This window comes from Pseudomonas sp. RT4P38 (assembly GCF_054897765.1).
The window spans coordinates 2,138,749-2,161,147 of sequence record NZ_CM142703.1; the positions used below are offsets into that span (position 1 = coordinate 2,138,749).

A 22,399-nucleotide genomic window follows, 5' to 3' on the forward strand; every position below is an offset into this window, starting at 1 on the left:
TTCTTTAAATGAACGTAACCCACGTCGTCTGGGATGTGGAGATGGGCGTATTCTTCGCCCTTATCATCAGGAATTAAAATGAGCGAAAGCTTTGCGGAACTCTTTGAAGAAAGCCTAAAAACCCTGAACCTTCAGGCAGGCTCCATCATCACCGGTGTTATCGTTGATATCGATTACCAAGCTCGCTGGGTAACCGTTCACGCTGGCCTGAAGTCTGAAGCACTCATCCCGCTTGAGCAGTTCTACAACGATGCTGGCGAACTGACTATCAACGTCGGTGACGAAGTTCACGTTGCTCTGGACTCGGTTGAAGACGGCTTTGGTGAAACCAAGCTGTCCCGTGAAAAAGCCAAGCGCGCTGAATGCTGGATTGTTCTGGAAGCAGCCTTCGCAGCCGAAGAAGTGGTCAAGGGCGTTATCAACGGTAAGGTTAAAGGCGGCTTCACTGTCGACGTTAACGGCATCCGTGCGTTCCTGCCAGGTTCTCTGGTTGACGTTCGTCCAGTGCGCGACACCACGCACCTGGAAGGCAAAGAGCTGGAATTCAAGGTCATCAAGCTTGACCAGAAACGCAACAACGTTGTCGTTTCCCGTCGTAGCGTCCTCGAAGCCGAGAACTCCGCTGAGCGTGAAGCTCTGCTGGAATCCCTGCAGGAAGGCCAACAAGTCAAAGGTATCGTCAAGAACCTCACCGATTACGGCGCATTCGTCGATCTGGGTGGCGTCGATGGCCTGCTGCACATTACCGACATGGCTTGGAAGCGTATCAAGCATCCTTCCGAAATCGTCAACGTTGGCGACGAGATCGATGTCAAGGTTCTGAAGTACGATCGCGAACGCAATCGTGTTTCCCTGGGCCTCAAGCAACTGGGCGAAGATCCATGGGTTGCTATCAAAGCCCGTTACCCAGAAAGCACTCGCGTTACCGCTCGTGTAACCAACCTGACCGACTACGGCTGCTTTGCTGAGCTGGAAGAAGGCGTTGAAGGCCTGGTACACGTTTCCGAAATGGACTGGACCAACAAGAACATCCACCCTTCGAAAGTCGTACAAGTCGGCGACGAAGTGGAAGTTATGGTTCTGGACATCGACGAAGAGCGTCGTCGTATCTCCCTCGGCATCAAGCAGTGCAAATCTAACCCATGGGAAGATTTCTCTGGCCAGTTCAACAAGGGCGATAAAATCTCCGGCACCATCAAGTCGATCACCGATTTCGGTATCTTCATTGGTCTGGACGGCGGCATCGACGGTCTGGTTCACCTGTCCGACATCTCCTGGAACGAAGTGGGCGAAGAAGCCGTTCGCCGCTTCAAGAAGGGCGACGAGCTGGACACCGTTATCCTGTCGGTTGACCCAGAGCGCGAGCGTATCTCCCTGGGTATCAAGCAACTGGAAAGCGATCCGTTCTCCGAGTACGTTCAAGAGAACGACAAAGGCGCAATCGTTAAAGGCATCGTGAAAGAAGTTGACGCTAAAGGCGCCATCATCACTCTGGCCGACGATATCGAAGCGACTCTGAAAGCCTCCGAAATCAGCCGTGACCGCGTTGAAGACGCGCGCAACGTTCTGAAAGAAGGCCAGGAAGTAGAAGCCAAGATCATCAGCGTTGACCGTAAGAGCCGCGTAATCCAGCTCTCCATCAAGTCGAAAGACGATGCTGAAGAGAAAGAAGCAATCCAAAGCCTGCGCGACAAGCCAGCTTCGGATGCTCCTGCTGCTGGTCCTACCACTCTGGGCGACCTGTTGCGTGCACAAATGGAAAAACAGAACTAAGTTCTGTCAGACCATAGAAAAAGGGCGACTTCGGTCGCCCTTTTTTGCGCCTGCGATTTAGTGATTCTGATGGTTACATGGCACTGCGATCGTTTGCCGTGAAACCAATCCTCCCGACAAGTTGTCTCTTTCTTTAATAGGATCAATCGTTTATTTACAGCTAGTCTCTAGCCTGAAGCGAACGACTGTCGGGCGGCGTGCCTGGCCAAAGGAAGCGAATGAACAAGCTCATTGTCGTAATGGCAGTACTGGCATTGGCGGGCTGTACCACTAGTGCCAAGACTCACGCCGTACGTGGGGTCAGTGGCATCGAGATCGATTGCTCAGGGCTGGGGTCGGGATGGGAGACGTGTCGCAAGCGAGCGAACACGGAGTGCAAGGCGGTAGTTGCCAATTTGTGCTGGCAACCTTATTCCTCTTCCTGGCGTATCAGGTATCTCCCTCGGCAGTGGGCGGCTGTTTGACAGGTTTTACGCTTCTATAAGAGGTCGTAAGTGCAAGTAGAGGTTTTTCGATCAAGCGATGGCTCAAGTAAGCGACCAAAATAACAGCGCCGTACGAGGCTGCCCAAAACGCCATTGCCCCCCAAACACCACTCCCCGTATACCCAAGCGAAAACCACACTCTCCCGCAAACACTTAGCGTCAATATGTGTGAGAGATAAAGTGAGTAGGACATGTCCCCGACCGACTTTAGCAAACCGAACACCTTCAATCTGTTGGTCGACTCTAGCAGTGCGGACGCCAACAGAAGAAGGGTGTATCCGCCTCCGACCGCAAAGGCCCGCTCCAGGGATATGGATTTAATCACGTCAGAGCCGTCGACAGCTCCTGCGCTCAAGGCATAAGCGATAGCGCTCAGTCCGACAAGTACCATCAAGGCCGCAGCGAGAGGCGAGAGCGTAGGTTGTTTCGAGAGCTTCAAGTAGGCGATGCCAGCCAATGCGCCAAAGATGAACTCAAGGGAAAACGCGTGGGTCATCACGCGTAAGTACGGGTTATCCGGCGTGGCTGCGAATACAGATGCGCAAATGATTGCTATAAGCCAGAAGGAAAAGGCACTCAGTACCCATTTGGACGGCAGTAGCAGAATTACTGCAAAGACCAGATAGAACCACACTTCGTGGATCAATGACCAAGCGACCATCAGCAACGGTAGTGCCGAGGCGGGTAGCAACAGTAAGGAGGCCGTGAGGTCAACATTCCCACTTTGCGATCCGTTCATCATCTCGGGCTTTATCTGGAATACAAGAAAAACGGCGAGAAAGTAAATCCAGTAAGTAGGGTATATACGAAAGAAGCGGCCTTTCAGAAAATTGAATATCTCACCTTTTTTTCCGAATTTGTTACGGAAGGCGATAATCATCACAAATCCGCTGATTACAAAAAAAAGATCAACGCCGGTTTGTCCGAAAAAAAACATTTCCGGTAGAAAATTTTTGCTTTCTAAATATTTAGAACTAATAAACAGTGAGTGGAATGCAACGACCATAAGAGCTGCCAAGCCTCTGGCGGCTTGTAACGAAGAAAGTTTGTACACGCGATCTCATCCTTAAACCAAACGCTTGTCCCGCGTTGCCATTGTGAAAGTAGCGTCCTTTCGTTGCAAGAACATTGGCCAGTCCTGAGGCATTTCGCTACGTAGTAAAAGTTTTCAGGGGCCTGTGATTGCACCGAGGAGGTGAGGTTCTCGGCGAGCGCAGCTGTATTTCTAGCTGATCGCATTGGTCTGGGCTCGCGCTCAGCCCTTAACTAAGAGATCGCACGCTGGATCGTCAAGGGGGCAGGCAGGAATCTTCCGGTCATGCCTCCTCCCGCAAATGCCCATGAAACCAATTGTGTCCAAAAGCTGTCTCTTTCTTTAATAGGATCAATCGTTTATTTGCGGCTAGTCTTTAGCCTGAAGCGAACGACCGTCGGGCAGAGCGTCCGACCTAAGGAAGCGAATGAACAAGCTCATTGTCGTAATAGCAGTACTGGCATTGGCGGGCTGTACCACTAGTGCCAAGACTCACGCCGTACGTGGGGTCAGTGGTATCGAGATCGATTGCTCAGGACTGGGGTCGGGGTGGGAGAAGTGTCACAAGCGAGCGAACAAGGAGTGCAAGGCGGAGGGCTACAAAGTTGTAGCCAGGTCCGATGATGCCAAAGACGAGGATGAGTATCCCTTTGGCTTCAACCCCGCGGGCTATCTGACGCGCACCATGCTGGTTATCTGTAGATGAGTGCGAGAGTGCACGATCAATGTTCCGTGGCTCTGGAAGAGGGCATCTCATTGCGGGTGAAGAATGTCAAAAACTCGGGCTGTTCAAATTGATCCGGGCGTGCTAAAACCTTTGAAGCGCTGATCTAGCTGCTTGAAAAAGAAGGGAAAAATATGACGAAGTCGGAGTTGATCGAACGAATTGTCACCCATCAAGGGCTGCTCTCATCCAAGGATGTGGAGCTGGCCATCAAGACCATGCTTGAACAAATGTCCCAATGTCTGGCCACCGGTGATCGCATCGAGATCCGTGGGTTTGGCAGCTTCTCTTTGCACTACCGCGCGCCGCGCGTAGGTCGCAATCCAAAAACCGGTCAGTCCGTCAGCCTCGACGGCAAGTTCGTGCCGCATTTCAAGCCAGGCAAAGAATTGCGCGATCGTGTGAACGAGGACGAGGAGGAAGGGCTTTGACGGCCACCGCAATGCAAGGAACCGCTCATGCGTAACCTCAAGCGCGTACTGCTCGCCGTATTCGTCCTGTTGCTGGTTTTGGCGATCCTCGCGTTCGTTCTCGAGAATCAACAATCGGTTTCCCTGCTGTTCCTGGGGTGGGCGGGGCCGCAGCTACCGGTATCGCTGATCATGGTTGTTGCGTTGTTGATTGGGATGGTGATCGGGCCGATTCTTGGCTGGTTTCTGGGACGTACGTCCAGAGTCTCACGCAAGCGCCTTGTCTGATTGCGACATGACGCGCAAGGCGCACTAAACTTTAGCCACGGCTTGTCTATATCCATTAGTAAAACCGTCATTAAGCTGTAAAATGCTGCGCTTGTCCGATAGTGGCATATGCCCACGTCGGTTCAAACTGACTCTGTCAGAGGCCTCAGCTGATTTGATGGCTTCTGCATTCATGGATTAGACAGTGCTCGGTTGGCGGCCCTGTCAGTAACTCAAGGGTATGGTTTCGCGTGAAAATTCTAGTAACCGGCGGCGCCGGGTTTATCGGCTCGGCAGTCATCCGTCATATCATCTCCAACACTACCGACTCTGTCGTTAACGTCGATAAGCTTACTTACGCCGGTAACCTTGAGTCATTGGCCGAAGTTAGCCAGAACTCGCGTTACGTGTTCGAGCGCGTCGACATCTGCGACCGCGATCAGATCGACCGCGTCCTGCGTGAACATCAACCGGATGCGATCATGCACCTGGCCGCAGAGTCTCACGTCGATCGCTCAATCTCCGGTCCGTCTGAATTCATCCAGACCAACATCATCGGCACTTACACCCTGCTGGAAGCTGCACGCCACTATTGGGCGGCGCTGGATGATGCGCGTAAAGCCAACTTCCGCTTTCACCATATTTCGACTGACGAAGTTTACGGAGACCTCGAAGGTCCGGAAGACCTCTTCACCGAAACCACGCCGTATCAGCCAAGCTCGCCTTACTCCGCCAGCAAGGCCAGTTCCGATCACCTGGTTCGCGCCTGGAGCCGTACTTACGGCTTGCCGACCCTGATCACCAACTGCTCGAACAACTACGGCCCGTGCCACTTCCCTGAGAAGTTGATCCCGCTGATCATTCTCAACGCACTGGAAGGCAAGCCGCTACCGGTCTACGGCAAAGGCAATCAGGTCCGTGACTGGCTCTACGTCGAAGACCACGCCCGCGCACTGTACAAAGTCGTGACCGAAGGCGTGATCGGCGAGACGTACAACATCGGTGGCCATAACGAAAAGCAAAACATCGAAGTGGTGCATACCCTGTGCGCACTGCTCGACGAGCTGCGTCCCGATTCAGCTCACCGTCCACACGCAAGCCTGATCACCTATGTTCAGGATCGCCCGGGCCACGATCAGCGTTACGCAATCGACGCCAGCAAAATCCAGCGTGAACTGGGTTGGACGCCGGAAGAAACCTTTGAAACCGGCATCCGCAAAACGGTGGAGTGGTACCTCAACAACACCGAATGGGTCGCTCACGTGAAGAGCGGTAGCTATCAGCAGTGGATCGATCAGAACTACGCAGATCGTTCGAATAAAGCATGAAAATACTTCTGCTGGGAAAAAACGGCCAAGTGGGCTGGGAGCTGCAACGCTCCCTCGCACCGCTTGGCGAATTGATTTCCCTGGATCGTCATGTGGTTGATGGCTTATGCGGTGACTTGTCTGATTTCGATGCGTTGCGTGCGACGATCCGCCAGGTAAACCCCGACATTATTGTTAATGCTGCTGCGTATACGGCGGTTGACAAAGCCGAGTCCGAAACTGATTTGGCTGACCGAGTGAACGGTCAGGCAAGTCAGATCCTCGCAGAGGAAGTAGCAGCTCTGAATGCCTGGCTGATTCACTATTCGACCGACTACGTCTTCAGTGGTCAGGGTTCGACGCCATGGCTTGAGACGGATGCAGTCGCTCCGGTGAATCACTACGGCGCAAGCAAACTTGCTGGTGAACGGGCGATTATTGCGTCTGGCTGCAAGCATCTGATCTTCCGTACCTGCTGGATTTATGGCGCTCGAGGCAACAACTTTGCCAAAACAATGTTGCGCCTTGCCAAGGATAGAGAGACCTTGAGGGTTATCAATGACCAGATTGGCGCCCCCACTGGCGCCGATCTGGTTGCCGACGTAACTGCCTTGGCCATTCAGCAGGTCTTGCAGCGCCCTGAACTGGCAGGCTTGTATCACCTAGCGGCCAGCGGCGAAGTGTCCTGGCATGGCTATGCCAACCACGTGATCGATTTTGCCAGGGCTAACGGTGAAGAGCTCACCGTAACGGCGATTGACCCCATAGAAACAACCGCTTACCCAACACCTGCACGTCGGCCTTTGAATTCGCGTTTGAATACTCAGAAGCTATGTGACAATTTTTCACTACACCTGCCGGATTGGCAAAGTGGCGTAACCCGAATGCTTAGGGAAGTTTTGAATAAATGACCACGACAAATCGTAAAGGGATCATCCTCGCTGGCGGCTCGGGCACGCGTCTGCATCCGTTGACCCTTGGTGTATCCAAACAGATGCTGCCTATCTACGACAAGCCGATGATCTTTTATCCGCTGTCGGTGCTGATGCTGGCGGGTATGCGAGAGATCCTGATCATCTCCACCCCGGAAGACTTGCCTTGTTTCCGCAAGTTGTTGGGCGACGGCAGCCTGTATGGCATCAAGCTGACTTATGCCGAGCAGCCAAGCCCAGACGGCCTTGCACAAGCCTTCATCATCGGCGAAGCGTTCATCGGCGAAGATCCTTGCTGCCTGATCCTGGGCGACAACATCTTCTATGGTCAGCACTTCTCGGACAACCTGCGTTCTGCCAGCGCTCAAGAGCATGGCGCAACAGTATTTGGCTATCACGTGTCAGATCCGGAACGTTTTGGTGTTGTGGAATTCGACGCATCCGGCCGGGCGCTGAGCATCGAAGAAAAGCCGCTGAAACCCAAATCCAACTACGCGGTGACAGGCTTGTACTTCTACGACAACCAAGTTGTCGAGATAGCCAAGAACATCAAGCCATCCGAGCGTGGTGAACTGGAAATTACCGATGTAAATCGTGCCTACCTCGAGCAGAAGAGTTTGAATGTCGAGATGCTCGGCCGCGGCTTTGCCTGGTTGGATACCGGTACTCATGATTCGTTGCTTGAAGCCAGTCACTTCGTGCATACCATTGAGAAGCGTCAAGGCTTGAAAGTAGCCTGCCTCGAGGAGATTGCCTACAGCAACGGATGGATCACCTCTGAGCAATTGAGCGCTCAAGCCAAGGCGCTCAAAAAGACTGGTTACGGTCAGTACCTGCAAAAACTGTTGGATGCACCTTCCTCTTGAGTCGACAGATTTATCCTTTCGAGCGGTAACGTTCAACCGGTGCAAGCAGGAATGGCATGCCAGTAAAATATCCAAAGATAGCGGTTTTGCTGGCTGCCTATAACGGCATGCAGTGGATTGAGGAGCAACTGACCTCGATCCTTGATCAGATTGCCGTCGACGTCACTGTTTATGTCAGCATCGACCCTTCGACTGACGGAACCGAAGCTTGGTGTGCGACGTTTTCTGCCGCGCATCCGAACATCATCATCTTACCGGAGGTGGGTAAGTTCGGTGGTGCAGCACGCAACTTCTTTCGCTTGATCCGTGATGTCGACTATTCCGCTTATGACTTCATTGCGTTTGCCGATCAGGACGATATCTGGCATGCCGACAAGTTGCAGCGCGCAACTACTGCCATTCAGAGTCGCCAGGTCGACGCCTATTCAAGCAATGTCACAGCCTGTTGGCCCGACGGCAGAACTCATTTACTGGACAAGGCCCAGCCGCAAGTCGCTTGGGACTTTTTGTTCGAAGCTGCCGGCCCAGGATGCACCTACGTGTTCAGCAGAGGTCTTGCTGATTCGTTGAAAGCGTCGATGCTTGCCAATTGGCGGCAACTTCAGACAGTCACTTTGCACGACTGGTATTGCTACGCCTTTGTACGGAGCCACGATTACCGCTGGTACATCGATCCGTTGCCATCAATGAGTTACCGCCAGCATGAAAACAACCAGGTCGGCGCAAACAAGGGCCTGAGCCCGCTCATTGCACGCTATAAAACCATTCATGATGGTTGGTGGTTCAAACAGGTGCAGACAATTGCCTGTTTGGTAGGGCTGGGCTCCGATCCCTTTGTCAAAACCTGGCTGCGATTGCGTCGTCGTGATTTGGTGAAGCTGTCTTTCAAGTCGTTGCAGTGCCGGCGTCGCGGTCGCGATAAATTGTTTTTCTTTTGTATCTGCTGGGCGACCGCGTTGTTAGGGAGTAAAGCTGAATGAAAGAGCCGAAGGTACTCGTCACGGGGGCAAGCGGGTTTGTCGGCAGGGCGGTGGTGTTCAGGCTATTGCTGGACCGTAAATTCATCCCCGTCGCGGCAGCGCGAAGTGCAACAACGCTGCACGGTTTGTGCGCCGTGGTGCCGTTTGATCTGACAGACACTCAATGCTTGCCCACGCTTGATGGAGTTCAGGTAATCATCCACGCCGCTGCCCGTGTACATGTAATGAATGAAACGGCCAGTGATATCTTGGCCGAGTTTCGCAAGGTCAACGTTGAGGGCACTCTCAGACTGGCTCGGCATGCCGCTGAGTCAGGGGTAAAGCGTTTCATTTTTATCAGCTCGATCAAGGTCAACGGTGAAAGTACAGCTCCAGGTAAGCCGTTCAAAGCCGATGATCGTCCCGCTCCGGCGGACCCCTATGGCGTGTCGAAATATGAAGCTGAAGAGGCGCTCAAACAGCTTGGCCACACTACCGGCATGGAAGTTGTCATCATCCGTCCGCCTCTGGTCTATGGTCCTGGTGTCAAAGCCAATTTCCTGAGCATGTTGAATTGGCTCAATAAAGGCATACCACTGCCGCTGGGTGCCATAGGCAATCAGCGGAGTCTGGTGGCGATCGATAATCTGGTAGACCTGGTCATCACCTGTATTGATCATCCGGCGGCGGCCAACCAGACCTTCTTGGTCAGTGACGGCGAAGACTTATCCACAACACGTTTGCTGCAACGCCTGGCGCTTGCCTTGGGCAAAAGAGCCTGGTTACTGTCATTGCCTGAAGGGGTGCTAAAGCTCGTGGCATCAATAGTGGGCAAGCAAGCGGTTGCGCAACGTATCTGCGGTTCGCTGCAGGTCGATATCAGCAAAAATCGCGAATTGTTGGGGTGGGTTCCACCCATCGACATGGACAAAGCCATGCGTCAGACCGCAGGCCATTATATGGATAAGCAAACGAAATGATTCTTTGGTGTCTGCTACTTTCGGTGTTCGCCGTATCCTGGGCACTGACACTTTTGCTGCGGCGCTATGCCTTGGCCAAGAGCTTGATGGATGTTCCGAACGAACGTAGCTCGCATTCGATCCCGACGCCGCGCGGGGGGGGCGTGGCAATCGTCGTTGCCTTTATTTTGGCATTACCGATCTTGAGCATTCTTGGTGCAGTGAGTTGGCCAGTAATCTGGGGCTTGATAGGCTCGGGTTTGTTGGTAGCCGTCATTGGATTTGCAGATGATCACGGGCACATCGCTGCGCGTTGGCGGTTGCTGGGGCATTTCGCTGCAGCCGCATGGGCGTTGTTCTGGCTGAATGGTCTACCACCAATAGATTTATTTGGCAGCACGGTTGACCTCGGTGTTTTAGGTAATCTCCTCGCTGTAATCTATTTGGTATGGACGCTCAATCTTTACAATTTCATGGACGGGATTGACGGGCTGGCCAGTACACAGGCGATTTTTGTATGTGCAGGGGCAGGTGTCATTTCCTGGATAAGCGGTCATGACTCGGTGATATGGGCTCCACTGTTACTGACAGCAGCAGTTGCTGGCTTTCTGGTATGGAACTATCCACCTGCGCGGATTTTCATGGGCGATGCGGGTAGTGGTTTTTTGGGGCTCGTGATTGGGATACTGACAATCCAGGCTGCGTGGGAGGGATCTGAATTAATGTGGAGTTGGCTGATTTTGTTGGGCGTTTTTACAGTAGACGCTACGATCACTCTACTCAGGCGGTTGATTCGAAAAGAAAAAATTTACCAGGCTCATCGCAGTCATGCCTATCAGCAAGCGGCCCGGCATTACTCAAGCCACAAAACAGTGACGCTAGGTGTCGTAGGAGTAAATTTGTTGTGGGTGCTGCCTATGGCATTTTTGGTGGGGACAGACCGGCTAGATGGATTTACTGGCTTGCTACTGACCTATGCGCCATTGATCTGGCTTGCTATAAAGTTCGATGCCGGTGTCTGCGAAACGAAGTAAAAATGAGCTGTCAACCCTGATTTTAATAAAAACAGGCCTGAGCGGCGGCTAATAACAAGTGGATGGTACGGAAGCTGTTAATCCGTGCCACGAGATTCGGCCAACAGCTTGATGCTATCGGACGAGTTAACTAGCGATACAGCTTTTGGGGCGAAAAGTGTGAAAAAGGTTGCAATTCTTCAATCAAACTACATTCCTTGGAAGGGGTATTTTGACATGATCGCATCAGTGGATGAGTTCATCCTCTATGACGACATGCAATATACAAGGCGTGACTGGCGAAACCGTAACCAGATCAAAACTTCGCAAGGTGTGCAATGGTTGACCGTACCTGTTCTGGTGAAAGGCAAGTACCATCAGAAAATTAGGGAAACTGAAATTGATGGTTCCGAATGGGCCGCCATGCACTGGAAAGCATTGGTTCAGAATTACAGTCGCGCACCGCACTTTCATGAAATCGCAAAATGGCTGGAACCCCTCTATCTAGACAATTCGTACACCCATATTTCAGAGCTTAATCAGCGATTTATTCAAGCTGTTTGCGATTATATGGAAATAACGACCATCATCAGTCATTCATGGGACTACGCACTGATCGACGGTAAAACGGAACGCCTTGCCGGCCTCTGCGCACAGGCGGGGGGTACCGAGTACATCTCTGGCCCAGCCGCCAGGGATTACGTCGATGAACAGGTATTCGAAACGATGAACATCAAACTGACCTGGTTCGACTACGCAGGCTATCCGGAGTATCCGCAACTATGGGGCGAGTTCACCCATGGTGTTACGATCCTTGACCTGCTCTTCAACTGCGGAAAAGATGCCCATCGCCAAATGAGGCATGTTTCCTCGGGAACCCGATGAGCGGCTTGACAACAGTCATGGCCTCCATCTGGCTTCTTGGCGGAACGATCATCTCGTTTATCGGGTAGTTGGCATCTATTTTTCGAAGATATTTTTCGAATCAAAACCACGCCCCTACACCATCGTGAGACAGATTTATGCACAGCGATAAGACTGAACTACTTGACGAAGTAGCGAGCTATTACTCGAAAAAGCTCGCGCTGCACGGTGAAACGCCGAACGGGGTGGACTGGAATGGTGAGCAAGGCCAAGCCCTTCGCTTCGAACAACTGTGCAAGGTCATCAACGGCCTGCAAGCGTTCTCTATCAGTGACCTTGGCTGTGGTTACGGCGCGCTGGTCGATTACCTGAAAAACAAGAATCTACCGTTTTCATATCTTGGAATAGATATTTCAACCGAAATGATCGAGGCCGCGAAGCAGCGCTACATGGGAGCACCTGAAGCTCGATTCATTTCTGCCTCTGAACCCGACTCTGTGGCGGACTACGTCGTTGCTAGCGGTATCTTCAATGTTCGCCTGGGTCGTTCGGACGCCGGATGGCTGACCTACCTTGAAAACACTCTTGACGTTCTGGACCGAACAAGCCGTCTGGGATTTGCCTTCAACTGCCTGACTTCCTACTCTGACGAAGATAAGAAACGGGATGATCTGTACTACGCCGACCCTTGCTTGTTATTTGATTTATGCAAGCGACGTTACTCCCGACAAGTTGCCCTTCTTCATGACTACGGCCTTTATGAGTTCACCATTCTTGTAAGGAAAATGTGATGAAAAAAAAATTAGTGATATTTGGCTCTGGCGATATCGCACAGTTGGCGCACTTTTACTTCAGCACAGACTCCGCTTTTGAAATTGTGGCCTTCACTGTAGACGGTAGTTATATCGAGGATTCCACCTTCTGTGGGCTGCCCGTCGTCGCGTTCGAAAATATCGCCGACCACTACTCGACCGAAAGCCACGAGATGTTTATCGCCCTGAGCTATTCAAAGCTCAATGCCGTGCGTAAAGAAAAGTATCTTGCGGCAAAAGCACTAGGCTACACCCTTGCCAATTACATCAGCAGTCATGCCACCGTGCTTAACGAAGGCCGAATTGGCGACAACTGCTTTATCCTTGAAGACAATACCATTCAGCCATTTGTGACCATTGGTAATAACATCACCTTGTGGAGTGGCAACCATATAGGCCATCACTCTACGATCCAAGACCATACTTTTATCGCGTCCCACGTGGTGATCTCTGGAGGCGTTCACATCGGCGAACAGTGTTTTATCGGGGTCAATGCGACGCTGCGCGATCATATAAAGGTGGAAGACAAGTGTGTGATTGGCGCAGGTACATTGCTGTTGGCAAACGCTGAGCAGGAAGGCGTATTTATTGGCACGGCAACTGAACGCTCAAAAGTACCCAGCAGCAAGCTGAGAAAGCTATGAAGTCGACATGGAAAAAACTCGGGCAGCTGTTTGTTGTTGAGGGCGAGAAACGCCATCCCAAGCTGGTATCTCACGCCGCCAACCCGTTACCGGTATATTTGCACGATGATATCTTTCGAGTATTTTTTAGCGGCCGAGATTGCGACAACCGCTCCTCTGTCGGCGCAGTAGACATCGATATTGAACAGCGAAAAGTCATCAAGGAACACCATTTTCCGTTTCTGGAGCACGGACCAAAAGGCAGTTTTTATGCTGATGGCGTGAGCATTGGCAATTGCTACACCGTCGACGGCGTTCAGTACATGCTTTTCATGGGGTGGCAATCGCCAGATAATCAGCATTGGCGAGGCGACGTCGGTAGGCTAATTGTCAATGCAGATATTACACTGACGCTCGATAGCGACGCTCCGTTCATGAGCGCTGACGAAATGGACCCCATAAGCCTTTCCTACCCATGGGTACTTGAAGACGGCAGCGGCGGTTATGACATGTGGTATGGATCGACCCGGACTTGGGATTCCGGCAATGGAGAAATGATCCACGTTATCAACTCGGCACATTCCTTTGACGGGCATAGTTGGCATCGTGACGGCCTGGCAATCCCATTCGAAGTAGGTGTCGCTCAAGCTTTTTCACGCCCCACCGTTTCAAAAAATCCTCTGGGTGGACTGGAGATGTGGTTTTCCTATCGAAGTGGAACCGGGGACACGTATCGAATAGGCTACGCAACCACTGACCAAGGTAAGCAATGGCGACTGGCGCTGGATGAAACCGCTATTGATGTTTCTCCTGAAGGCTGGGATTCGGAAATGATCGAATACCCGTTTGTGTTTGACCACAAAGGGAAAAGATACATGCTTTATAACGGCAACGGCTACGGTAAAACCGGCTTTGGCCTGGCTGTACTGGAGAGAAGTTGATGGCTCGTTTGTTCGATTATGTATATATATTTGCAACTATCGCTTTTACTGTGTATGGCCAACTTATGTTGAAATGGAGGATTTCACGCTTCGGTGCTTTACCGGAAGATCTCTTTGGGAAGTTTAAGTTTTTTGCTAATTTATTTATGGATCCCGGAATATTTTCCGGTTTCTTCGCCGCATTTTTGGCCTCAGTTACGTGGATGGCTGCGATGTCGAAATTCGACTTGAACCACGCGTATCCTTTCATGAGTTTAAATTTTGTTGTGGTGCTGATTTTAGGGACATGGATTTTGAGTGAGCCGATGACTTTACAAAAAATATTAGGGATCTCCTTTATAGTGATCGGAACCGTGGTGGCTGCGCGTGGATAAGAACAAAACGGCAAATAGTTTCTTGTCTTTAGTACAAAGAAACTTTTGGTTTTCACTTCTGATTTTTATGGTGATCATTACCTGTATCTATAGCATTTATCCGCCGATATGGGAAACGAACGATGACGTTGCCATGTCAATGGTTGCCCATGGATACGGATTGGCAAAAACGGACTCTCCCACCATTATTTTTTCAAATGTTTTATGGGGGGATATTGTTCGCTTAATTCCAGCGATTAATGGTGTGCTCGGCTACTCTGTTGCAACGGTAGCTGTGCTGGTATTAACGGGAGCGGTGTTTCTCTTTTTGTTGTCACGTGCGGGCGCAGGAGTTCTGTGCATAGCGGCGGTTCTTCTGTTAGTAATGCTTCGGCCAATGCTTTTTCCTCAGTTTACGGTGAATTCTGGCTTGCTTAGTGTCGCTGCAGTGCTGTGCTGGTGTTCTTTCGGTAACAATCGAAGCATCTCAGCATGCGTTGCTGCTTTAGTTTTATCGTCTTGTGCATTCTTAGTTAGAAGCCAAGAGTTTATACTGGTGATTTTAGTTGCACTACCGTTGCTTCCGTTGAGGAAGATGTATGAAGACAAAGTTTGCAGATGCACGATCCTAATACTTTTTCTCTTTTTGGCCAGTTCTTCGATCATAGATCGACAGGCATATCAGGGAGAGTCATGGAAAGCTTTCAATGATTTCAATCTGGTAAGAGCGAAATTTACCGACTTCGGAGCAGGAGCCACTCTAAAATTACGAACGGATGTTTTGGAGCAAAATTATTATAGTGTTAATGACGTCGATTTAGTAAGTAATTGGTTTTTTGCAGATCCAAATATTGCCAATGCTAAAGTGCTAGAGTCGATGCTTTCTCAAATAGGTTTTTTTCCGGAAGAATCTATTGTTATTTCTAATATATGGGCCGGCATTGAGGCTTTGTGGCATCCAAAACTCCTTATTCTGACACTTTCCGCTTTGGTTCTCTCCGTATTTTTCCCAAGCCGTAGAGTTATTCTGAGTTGGGTTTTATTTATTTCGGCTATATGTTTGCTTGGTTTGCTAGGGCGGCCGGCGATATTAAGGGTTTACGTTCCTGTTCTCTGTTTGCTTGTGCTAAGCCCATTGTTGTTTAGTCGCTTCCATGGCGCCCGTCAATTTGTTGTAGCGGCCATATTGTTTGCGGGGGCTGTAGTTAATTCATACTTCGTTACTGTCGATTCAAATATTGCAACATCGCTTTCTAAAAAGAGTCTTACTGAACTCGCAGAGTTTCCCACGGAACCAGTGGTTGTGTGGGGGGGGGAGCTTCCCTTTGAGTCGCTATACCCTGTGTTAGGAGGTAGCGAGCTTGTTTCAAAGGAGTTCAAGATCTACGCGCTGGGAGTGTTCACTCTTGCTCCTTTTTCTCTTGCTTCGATGGAGCAGCAGCAATCCCGTGGATTTGATAAACTGGTAACAACTACTGACGGTATAAAGATTGTTGGTGCGAATAAGCAGCTACTTGAAGGGTACTGTCGTGAGCATTTCGCTTCGTCACTGATGGAGCTTGGGCGAAAAGCTTATGGTTCTGTCCATGTTGTTCAGGTTCGCTGTGGGAATTAATTGTCGCTTTTGATATGTTTTTTCTATTGGGTTTTTACTTTTAAAAATCTGCTAGTTTGGTATACATGCCTCGTGCAGTCTTTGAGAATGGAGCAGTATAAAGATGAGTAAAAACAATATTCCTTTCAACTGGCCATATATGACAGGAAAGGAACTTTATTACATTGCTGAGTCTCATTTCAATGGATGTTTAGCGGGGGACGGACCATTCACGAAGCGTTGCCATAACTGGTTGGAGCAGCGTACCGGATCGAGTAAGGTTTTGCTCACGCATTCTTGTACCGCTGCACTTGAGATGTCTGCTTTACTGCTCAATTTAGAACCCGGTGACGAAATAATAATGCCGTCATATACTTTCGTTTCTACCGCAAATGCTTTCGTTTTACGTGGTGCGATTCCAGTATTTGTAGATGTTCGCGAAGATACGATGAACTTGGACGAGCGTCTTATTGAAGCGGCCATCACATCGCGCACAAAAGCTATTGTTCCAGTTCATTATGCTGGGGTTGCATGTGAAATGGATACAATCATGTCCATTGCTAGCAAGCACGGTCTTAAGGTGGTAGAGGATGCGGCTCAAGGTGTTATGTCAAGTTACAAAGGCAGAGCATTGGGCTGTATCGGTGATTTGGGCGCGTATAGCTTTCATGAAACAAAAAATGTAATTTCTGGTGAAGGCGGTGCTCTTCTGGTTAATGACAGTTCACTAGTAACCCGTGCAGAGATAATCCGGGAGAAAGGCACCGATCGCTCCAGGTTTTTTCGAGGCGAGATAGATAAATACACTTGGCAGGAGGTTGGCTCATCCTTTTTACCGGGTGAGATTATCGCCGCTTTTCTATGGGCGCAACTCGAGGAAGCTGATCGGATTACGCAGGAGCGGCTGGTTAAATGGGACCGTTATCATGCCGCATTGCATAGCTTGGAAAATGATGGATTGCTCAGAAGGCCTATAGTTCCGGTAGAGTGCCAGCACAACGCACATATGTACTATGTTCTTCTATCGCCGGAAGTTGATCGTCGAGCAGTACTGGATAAATTTAAAGAAAATGATATATCTGCACTATTTCACTACGTACCTTTACATACATCGCCAGCGGGGAAAAAGTATGGTCGCGCCCACGGTGATCTGACTGTAACGGAAAATTATGCTGAACGATTGATAAGGCTTCCTTTATGGAATGGCTTGACCGACGCGCAGCAAGATCATGTGATTCGTGTATTGACGGATGCTTTACAAAAACAAGTATAGAATCTGGCAGACCAAAAATTGAAGATTATACATATTGATGCGTTACGGGCGCCAGGGGGGATTTTTGTCTCTCTATTGGAAATTTTTTTGCGAAGTTGGGTAAGTATTATCCTGGTGTTGGGGATATACACTTATGCCGTTGCCCAGAGCGTTCCTCCGTTACTTAAGTTGACTGTCATGCTTTTGGTGACTGGCACCTTGCTGTGTCACCATTGTTTGGCAAAATTTCATATTGCGGACCGAGTTTGGGATAGGCTTGGTAAATTAGTAGTCTTGCTTGGAGCGTTTGCTGTAGTAGGGTGGGTGTTGTTTTTTGATACAGTTCAAAACAGCGATTTTGGCGTCTACTATAAGTGTGGAACTGCTATAAGTTCTGATACTTTGCAGTGGTTGGAAAACTGCCAATCCAAATATCTGCACGAGAACCTCATTTATTGGTCTCGATCGTTACTCTATACATCACTTTTTTCTTGGGTAGGAGGTGATAGCTATTTTGAATTAAAATTGTTTAATGCCGCTCTGCACATAGTGACATCTATTGTATGGTACTTTGGAGTTCGGTCATTCTACGGTGCAAAGGTCGCTACAATATCCAGTCTATGCGTGCTTTTCTATCCGGAGTGGTGGTTTACTTCGACTATCGCTACTACCGATAATGCAGCAGTGCTTTTCATTGTGTCGTTTCTTTGTTTACTGCCAAGGTTATTAGTAAACCCAAGATCATTCTTATTGTTGTGTGGCATAGCGCTGATAACTTTTTCCGCAAATCTTCTTCGAACACTTGGGCCTATTTTGATTCTCGTGTTTTTTTTGTGGGCGTTATATCATGCGGTGATTAGAAAAAGCTTTATTTACGCTGGGTGTTTTCTGGGGTTTGTAGTTATTTACGGCGCAATAGGATATGGCCTTTCCCTGGTAACTCCTCCTGGTATAGCTGATCCACTTCAGTTTTTAAAAGCGTTATCTTCGATCGATTTTTCTTCGTCCCAGGACTTTGGGAATAATTATCCATGGGGAGAGCACTTTTGGTTCTCTATCCCTCCAGAAGCTCGTGCTTCGGCTGCCTTGGAAAAGCTCTATTTAGAGGTTGTTTATGGCTTCTCAGAGTGGCCTGGTTATTTATACCAAAAGGCAGCCAGTTTATTTAACGGGTCCGGTTATTATGGGCTTTCCTCGTTTCCCTTTCCCGGCTTCAATCCTGATACTGTATATACAGTAAAAGAAAGTACTGTTTATTTTGACTCCGGTTTTTTCCCTTGGCTTGCAAGTTTAATGGCCGTTTATTTGCTGGTGTCACTTTGGGTTGTGCTGACCACGACACTTAATGGTCCTGGGTTTGTAGCTGTTATTTGGTTTGCGATGTTTTCCCTTGTTGTTTTGGGAGTGGGAGAGTCTCAGCCGCGATACAGTATCCTCGTTGCCCCGGTACTTGCTCTTTTTATGGGGCTGAGTTTTTTTGAGCGCTCTCGGGTGACTAGTGCTTATGATAATCGTCGGTCGATGGCGTTGAAAGTGCTCTCGGGCTGTGCGCTGATCTTTGTTATTTTTTTGGCAGTTCTAGCTCTGCTGAACATAGCAAAACACGTACGCCCCGGCCCCTCTCTTAAAGCGTTAGCTCTTGCTCCAGCCCGAGAGGGCAGCAAGGATTGCGATTCAAACAAATATATACTCGAAAAAAACTATAAGCGGGTCAGGCTTTCGACCCCGCCAGGCGTCAAGTGTGCTGGTATGCGGATCCCTTTGTCAGCAGATACCAAAGTCATATCCTTCTTCATGAGTGAAGGACGGTTTCCTTTCTTGTGGGAATCACCAGTGGTGTCAACCTTTAAGTATCGAGTCGAGATTGACGGTCAGCAGCTGCTTGAAACCTCACTGAATCAGCGATCCGTACTTTGGCATCGCTTGGTATTACCCGAGAGCGTTGTTCACGATGGTCGTGTAGTAGATATCTATGTAGAGCGCGACAGCGCGATCGATGCTGCAATTATTGACGTGGGTCTTTTTACGGAGGGAAAGTAGACATTAGGGGGAAGGACCAGTAACTCGTGGTGCTCTTCCTCCCACCAAGTACCGTCAGATTTAGCCATTAATGCGTTCTTGATGGCTGGTTGGTGGCGCAAACCAAAACAGCAGGTGATGATTCACTCCGACCAAGACAGCGAGTACAGCAAACTCGATTGGCGCAGTTTTCTGAAGACGAACAACCTGGCTGCAGCATGAGTCGCGGAGGTAACTGCCATGACAACGCTGTAGCCGAGAGCTTTTTTCAGCCACCGCGACTTGACCTTGCTATCGTTGACGGGGTTGCAGATGGTCGAAGCCGCGGCGCTGCCCCGCCAAGTTTTCACCACGAGGCTTTCCCTCAGAGCGTGCGGGCGAGGATATCGCGGTCTCTGTCGGCTACTGTCATTACTCTCTCCAGAAAAAAAGCACAAGGCGGGGATATGGTTGGCCGTGTTAGATTTCGGTGCGCTTGGTCTCGCAGTACAAGACCATTGCCTTGTCAGATTTTCCGAAAGCTTTCTGAATAATATGCAGCGGAAACATCACTTTTTCGTTCAAAAGCAAGCCGAGAGCTTTAGGGAAAGTAGTCTTCATGGGAACGCCGCGGATACCCGATTGCTTCGTCCGATCGATCATGCTGAGAGATAGCTTCTTAGACTCGCTGCGTTTCACAATGAAGTTCGACAAGGGGAACAATATATTGGACACTGGATAAGTGAGCCCGGCAATGTGGACCATGTTCATGCCTTCTTGACCGAAAGCGCTTGTCGCGGTATCCCGATTATATCGACGATAGTGGCCGGCGATTTCGTCTTCGATTCCCCAATGGGCAGTAGAACCTGGGACAATAGAGATCATAGTTCCATCGATAGTCAGGCAATTCCGCCCATGCGATATAAAAGCACGCTGCCCCTCGTCATCAAAATGCTCCATGACCATGCATGAAATCACGAGATCACAAGGCTCAGTTGGCGCAGACAGCCAATCTCCCACGACAACATCGTAACTACCATTGGCGATCTGGCCAGCGAAACGATTACGCAGCGTTTCGGCTGTTGTCAGTGACAAATCAAAAGCCTTTCCACACCACCCTAATGACAGCAGAAGATGAGATATGTGCCCAGAACCGGCACCGATCTCGACAAATCTGCCTGGTTTCAGTCCAGAAATCCGCTCTTTGAGGTACATCAGTTGCAGTATCGTACCAGGTGGCAAAACGTCCATGGGGACCTCCTTTGTGGGCGCTAAGCTTCTCATCACTTGCTGATCTAGTCCATCTTGACTTGTCGGAGTAACGTGCGGAGCACCCCTAAAATCTTGCGGAATCAATCGTCCTGGGTCAATCAAGCAAATTTTTAGCGAGGCTATGACTCACCACGCCAATATCGGTATACTTTGTCGATGCTCTACGGCCAAGTTGTTTTTACGATTCTGAGAATGCCATTAAGATGAAGCTATCAATAGTATCCACTTTATACCAATCAGAAAAATATATTGATGAGTTTTATAGAAGATCAAAGTGGACAGCAGAGACTTATGCTGGGAAAAGTTACGAAATAATTTTCGTAAATGACGGTTCTCCTGACAACAGCGTGAACATCGCGATAGAAATATCAAAAACAGATAAACACGTAACAGTAATAGATCTGTCGCGAAACTTCGGTCATCACAAGGCTATGATGACCGGTCTATCATACGCAACTGGCGAACAGGTTTTTTTAATTGATAGTGACTTAGAGGAAGATCCAGAATGGCTAGCCTCCTTTGCTGAGACAATAAACAACAGCGACAACTTGGATGTTGTATACGGAACACAAAGCACTCGAAAAGGAGGGCGATTTGAAAGGTTATCAGGATTTTTATTTTATCGGCTATTCAGAACTCTGACGGGCATAGATCAACCAGACAACATAGTTACTGCAAGACTGATGTCGCGACGTTATGTTAATGCCTTGCTAATGCACAAAGAGCGCGAACTAAATATCGGCGGCATCTGGGTCATTACTGGATTCAAACAATCAGGCATCGAAGTGACGAAACACAACACCAGCCCAACAACATATTCGCTTCGAAGGAAAATCAGTCACTTAGTTAACGCCGTAACATCGTTCAGCAGTTCCCCTTTAGTCTTCACCTTTTACTCGGGACTTATAATCTCCGCAACCGCCACGTGCTTCATTCTCTTATTAATAATTCAATTCCTATCACACTCCACAATCCCTAGTGGCTACACTTCAATAGTCGCCTCCATCTGGCTTTTTTCTGGCCTGATAATATTGTTTTTAGGAATTCAAGGAATTTATATATCAAAGATTTTTATGGAAATAAAACAACGCCCATATACCATAATTAAAGCAATACACAACTCAGGAAGAGAAAATGTCTAATAACACTCCTACGAGCAGCTATGGAGTTCTGCAAAGAACAATATCCGAAAATCTCATCGACTTAGCTGTAGAGCAAGTTGGCTCTTTGGGGTACGCCACTATTCCGTCCGGACTTAGCATCGACGAGCTGAACAGTTTTCAAAAAGATTTTGACTCAAACCACAACCAGTACATTGAAACCTTTGGACTAGACAAACTTTCATCTACTGACGAACTCAACACTGTCCGTGCACCGCTAACTCATGGGCCAGAGTCCTTCCTGAAAATTGCCACAAATGAAACGCTTTTATTCACGGTCGGAAGATTAATACAAGGTCAGTTCATTTTAAATCAGCAAAATAGTATTATAAATCCTCCGAAGAAACAGTATAACCAGGGGGCTTGGCATAGAGACTTGCCATATCAGCACTTCACTTCTAGCAGTCCCATTGCGATAAATGCAATATTTTGCGTTGACGATTTTACGAAAAACAATGGCGGCACATTTGTTTTGCCGGCGTCGCACAAGTCAACTAGTTTCCCTTCAGCTGAATATATAAATAATAATGCGATTCAAATAGAGGCAATGGCCGGAGATTTCATCATTTTGGATTGCATGCTTTTTCACGCAGGTGGATTTAACTCAACAAGCCTTGTTCGAAGAGGTTTAAATCACGTTTTTACCATCCCATTTTTCAAGCAACAAATCAATCTGCCAGCCAATATTGATGCCAGCAATTTATCAGAAGACATAAAGAGACTTCTTGGGTTTACATACAGTGAGCCTAAAACAATTTCAGAGTTCCTTAGCGGCAGACCAAAAACGTAAAATCAACATCTG

Annotated in this window: 22 protein-coding genes and 1 pseudogene; 21 read left to right on the forward strand and 2 right to left on the reverse strand. The window is 49.1% G+C overall.

All coding sequences use genetic code 11. The features are described from left to right. The first annotated feature begins 78 nt into the window (after positions 1-78). Positions 79-1,773 (forward strand): 30S ribosomal protein S1, encoded by a 1,695-nt coding sequence (gene rpsA, locus ACYZT7_RS09910; RefSeq protein ID WP_131061368.1) that lies wholly within the window; start codon positions 79-81, stop codon positions 1,771-1,773. Between the two features lie 429 nt (positions 1,774-2,202). Here rpsA and ACYZT7_RS09915 read toward each other — a convergent pair whose 3' ends face one another. Then, positions 2,203-3,312 carry an acyltransferase family protein gene (locus ACYZT7_RS09915; RefSeq protein ID WP_462040868.1) on the reverse strand — a complete coding sequence of 370 codons (1,110 nt, stop codon included), beginning with the start codon at positions 3,310-3,312 and terminating at the stop codon, positions 2,203-2,205. 406 nt (positions 3,313-3,718) lie between these two features. Between ACYZT7_RS09915 and ACYZT7_RS09920 the strand changes: the two genes are divergently transcribed. The 18 genes and pseudogenes from ACYZT7_RS09920 to ACYZT7_RS10005 all read left to right on the forward strand — a co-directional run. Then, positions 3,719-3,997 (forward strand): hypothetical protein, encoded by a 279-nt coding sequence (locus ACYZT7_RS09920; RefSeq protein WP_462040869.1) that lies wholly within the window; start codon positions 3,719-3,721, stop codon positions 3,995-3,997. A gap of 152 nt (positions 3,998-4,149) precedes the next feature. Beyond that, positions 4,150-4,446 carry an integration host factor subunit beta gene (ihfB, locus tag ACYZT7_RS09925; RefSeq protein WP_003369729.1) on the forward strand — a complete coding sequence of 99 codons (297 nt, stop codon included), beginning with the start codon at positions 4,150-4,152 and terminating at the stop codon, positions 4,444-4,446. 27 nt (positions 4,447-4,473) lie between these two features. Then, positions 4,474-4,713 (forward strand): LapA family protein, encoded by a 240-nt coding sequence (locus ACYZT7_RS09930; RefSeq protein WP_462030529.1) that lies wholly within the window; start codon positions 4,474-4,476, stop codon positions 4,711-4,713. 230 nt (positions 4,714-4,943) lie between these two features. Continuing rightward, positions 4,944-6,020 (forward strand): dTDP-glucose 4,6-dehydratase, encoded by a 1,077-nt coding sequence (gene rfbB / locus ACYZT7_RS09935; protein ID WP_462040870.1) that lies wholly within the window; start codon positions 4,944-4,946, stop codon positions 6,018-6,020. Continuing rightward, positions 6,017-6,910, forward strand: a complete 894-nt coding sequence (rfbD, locus tag ACYZT7_RS09940) for a dTDP-4-dehydrorhamnose reductase (protein WP_462040871.1) — start codon at positions 6,017-6,019, stop codon at positions 6,908-6,910. The genes rfbB and rfbD overlap by 4 nt, the downstream gene beginning before the upstream one ends. Beyond that, positions 6,907-7,797, forward strand: coding sequence for a glucose-1-phosphate thymidylyltransferase RfbA (rfbA, locus tag ACYZT7_RS09945; protein WP_462040872.1), 891 nt, complete (start codon positions 6,907-6,909; stop codon positions 7,795-7,797). The genes rfbD and rfbA overlap by 4 nt, the downstream gene beginning before the upstream one ends. Before the next feature lie 56 nt (positions 7,798-7,853). Next, on the forward strand, positions 7,854-8,777 hold the full coding sequence (locus ACYZT7_RS09950; RefSeq protein ID WP_462040873.1) for a glycosyltransferase: 924 nt from the start codon (positions 7,854-7,856) through the stop codon (positions 8,775-8,777). Beyond that, positions 8,774-9,736: a UDP-glucose 4-epimerase family protein gene (locus tag ACYZT7_RS09955; protein ID WP_462040874.1), complete on the forward strand. Its 963-nt coding sequence runs from the start codon at positions 8,774-8,776 to the stop codon at positions 9,734-9,736. The genes ACYZT7_RS09950 and ACYZT7_RS09955 overlap by 4 nt, the downstream gene beginning before the upstream one ends. Beyond that, positions 9,733-10,749: an MraY family glycosyltransferase gene (locus tag ACYZT7_RS09960; RefSeq protein WP_462040875.1), complete on the forward strand. Its 1,017-nt coding sequence runs from the start codon at positions 9,733-9,735 to the stop codon at positions 10,747-10,749. Before ACYZT7_RS09955 ends, ACYZT7_RS09960 begins: the two co-directional genes overlap by 4 nt. 84 nt (positions 10,750-10,833) lie before the next feature. Then, positions 10,834-11,613 carry a WbqC family protein gene (locus tag ACYZT7_RS09965; protein WP_462040876.1) on the forward strand — a complete coding sequence of 260 codons (780 nt, stop codon included), beginning with the start codon at positions 10,834-10,836 and terminating at the stop codon, positions 11,611-11,613. A 137-nt stretch (positions 11,614-11,750) separates the two neighbouring features. Beyond that, complete coding sequence (locus ACYZT7_RS09970; RefSeq protein WP_462040877.1) at positions 11,751-12,383, forward strand: class I SAM-dependent methyltransferase; 633 nt, start codon at positions 11,751-11,753, stop codon at positions 12,381-12,383. Then, entirely contained in the window at positions 12,383-13,048 is a 666-nt protein-coding gene (locus tag ACYZT7_RS09975) for an acetyltransferase (protein ID WP_462040878.1), read from the forward strand. Before ACYZT7_RS09970 ends, ACYZT7_RS09975 begins: the two co-directional genes overlap by 1 nt. Further along, a complete protein-coding gene (locus tag ACYZT7_RS09980; RefSeq protein ID WP_462040879.1) occupies positions 13,045-13,968 on the forward strand; it encodes a glycoside hydrolase family protein in 924 nt (307 codons plus the stop codon). Before ACYZT7_RS09975 ends, ACYZT7_RS09980 begins: the two co-directional genes overlap by 4 nt. Next, positions 13,968-14,342: an EamA family transporter gene (locus tag ACYZT7_RS09985; protein ID WP_462040880.1), complete on the forward strand. Its 375-nt coding sequence runs from the start codon at positions 13,968-13,970 to the stop codon at positions 14,340-14,342. The genes ACYZT7_RS09980 and ACYZT7_RS09985 overlap by 1 nt, the downstream gene beginning before the upstream one ends. After that, positions 14,335-15,936: a hypothetical protein gene (locus ACYZT7_RS09990; protein ID WP_462040881.1), complete on the forward strand. Its 1,602-nt coding sequence runs from the start codon at positions 14,335-14,337 to the stop codon at positions 15,934-15,936. Before ACYZT7_RS09985 ends, ACYZT7_RS09990 begins: the two co-directional genes overlap by 8 nt. 103 nt (positions 15,937-16,039) lie before the next feature. Further along, complete coding sequence (gene rffA, locus ACYZT7_RS09995) at positions 16,040-17,188, forward strand: dTDP-4-amino-4,6-dideoxygalactose transaminase (protein ID WP_462040882.1); 1,149 nt, start codon at positions 16,040-16,042, stop codon at positions 17,186-17,188. An 18-nt stretch (positions 17,189-17,206) separates the two neighbouring features. Next, complete coding sequence (locus ACYZT7_RS10000) at positions 17,207-19,207, forward strand: ArnT family glycosyltransferase (protein ID WP_462040883.1); 2,001 nt, start codon at positions 17,207-17,209, stop codon at positions 19,205-19,207. 51 nt (positions 19,208-19,258) lie between these two features. Further along, positions 19,259-19,458: pseudogene (locus ACYZT7_RS10005) on the forward strand (IS3 family transposase); the annotation flags it as partial. Positions 19,459-19,645: 187 nt separating this feature from the next. Here ACYZT7_RS10005 and ACYZT7_RS10010 read toward each other — a convergent pair. After that, entirely contained in the window at positions 19,646-20,416 is a 771-nt protein-coding gene (locus tag ACYZT7_RS10010) for a class I SAM-dependent methyltransferase (protein ID WP_462040884.1), read from the reverse strand. 224 nt (positions 20,417-20,640) lie between these two features. On the opposite strand from ACYZT7_RS10010, the gene ACYZT7_RS10015 reads away from it, so the two are divergent. Further along, on the forward strand, positions 20,641-21,579 hold the full coding sequence (locus tag ACYZT7_RS10015; protein WP_462040885.1) for a glycosyltransferase family 2 protein: 939 nt from the start codon (positions 20,641-20,643) through the stop codon (positions 21,577-21,579). After that, positions 21,572-22,387, forward strand: coding sequence for a phytanoyl-CoA dioxygenase family protein (locus ACYZT7_RS10020; RefSeq protein WP_462040886.1), 816 nt, complete (start codon positions 21,572-21,574; stop codon positions 22,385-22,387). The genes ACYZT7_RS10015 and ACYZT7_RS10020 overlap by 8 nt, the downstream gene beginning before the upstream one ends. The last annotated feature ends 12 nt before the right edge of the window (positions 22,388-22,399 follow it).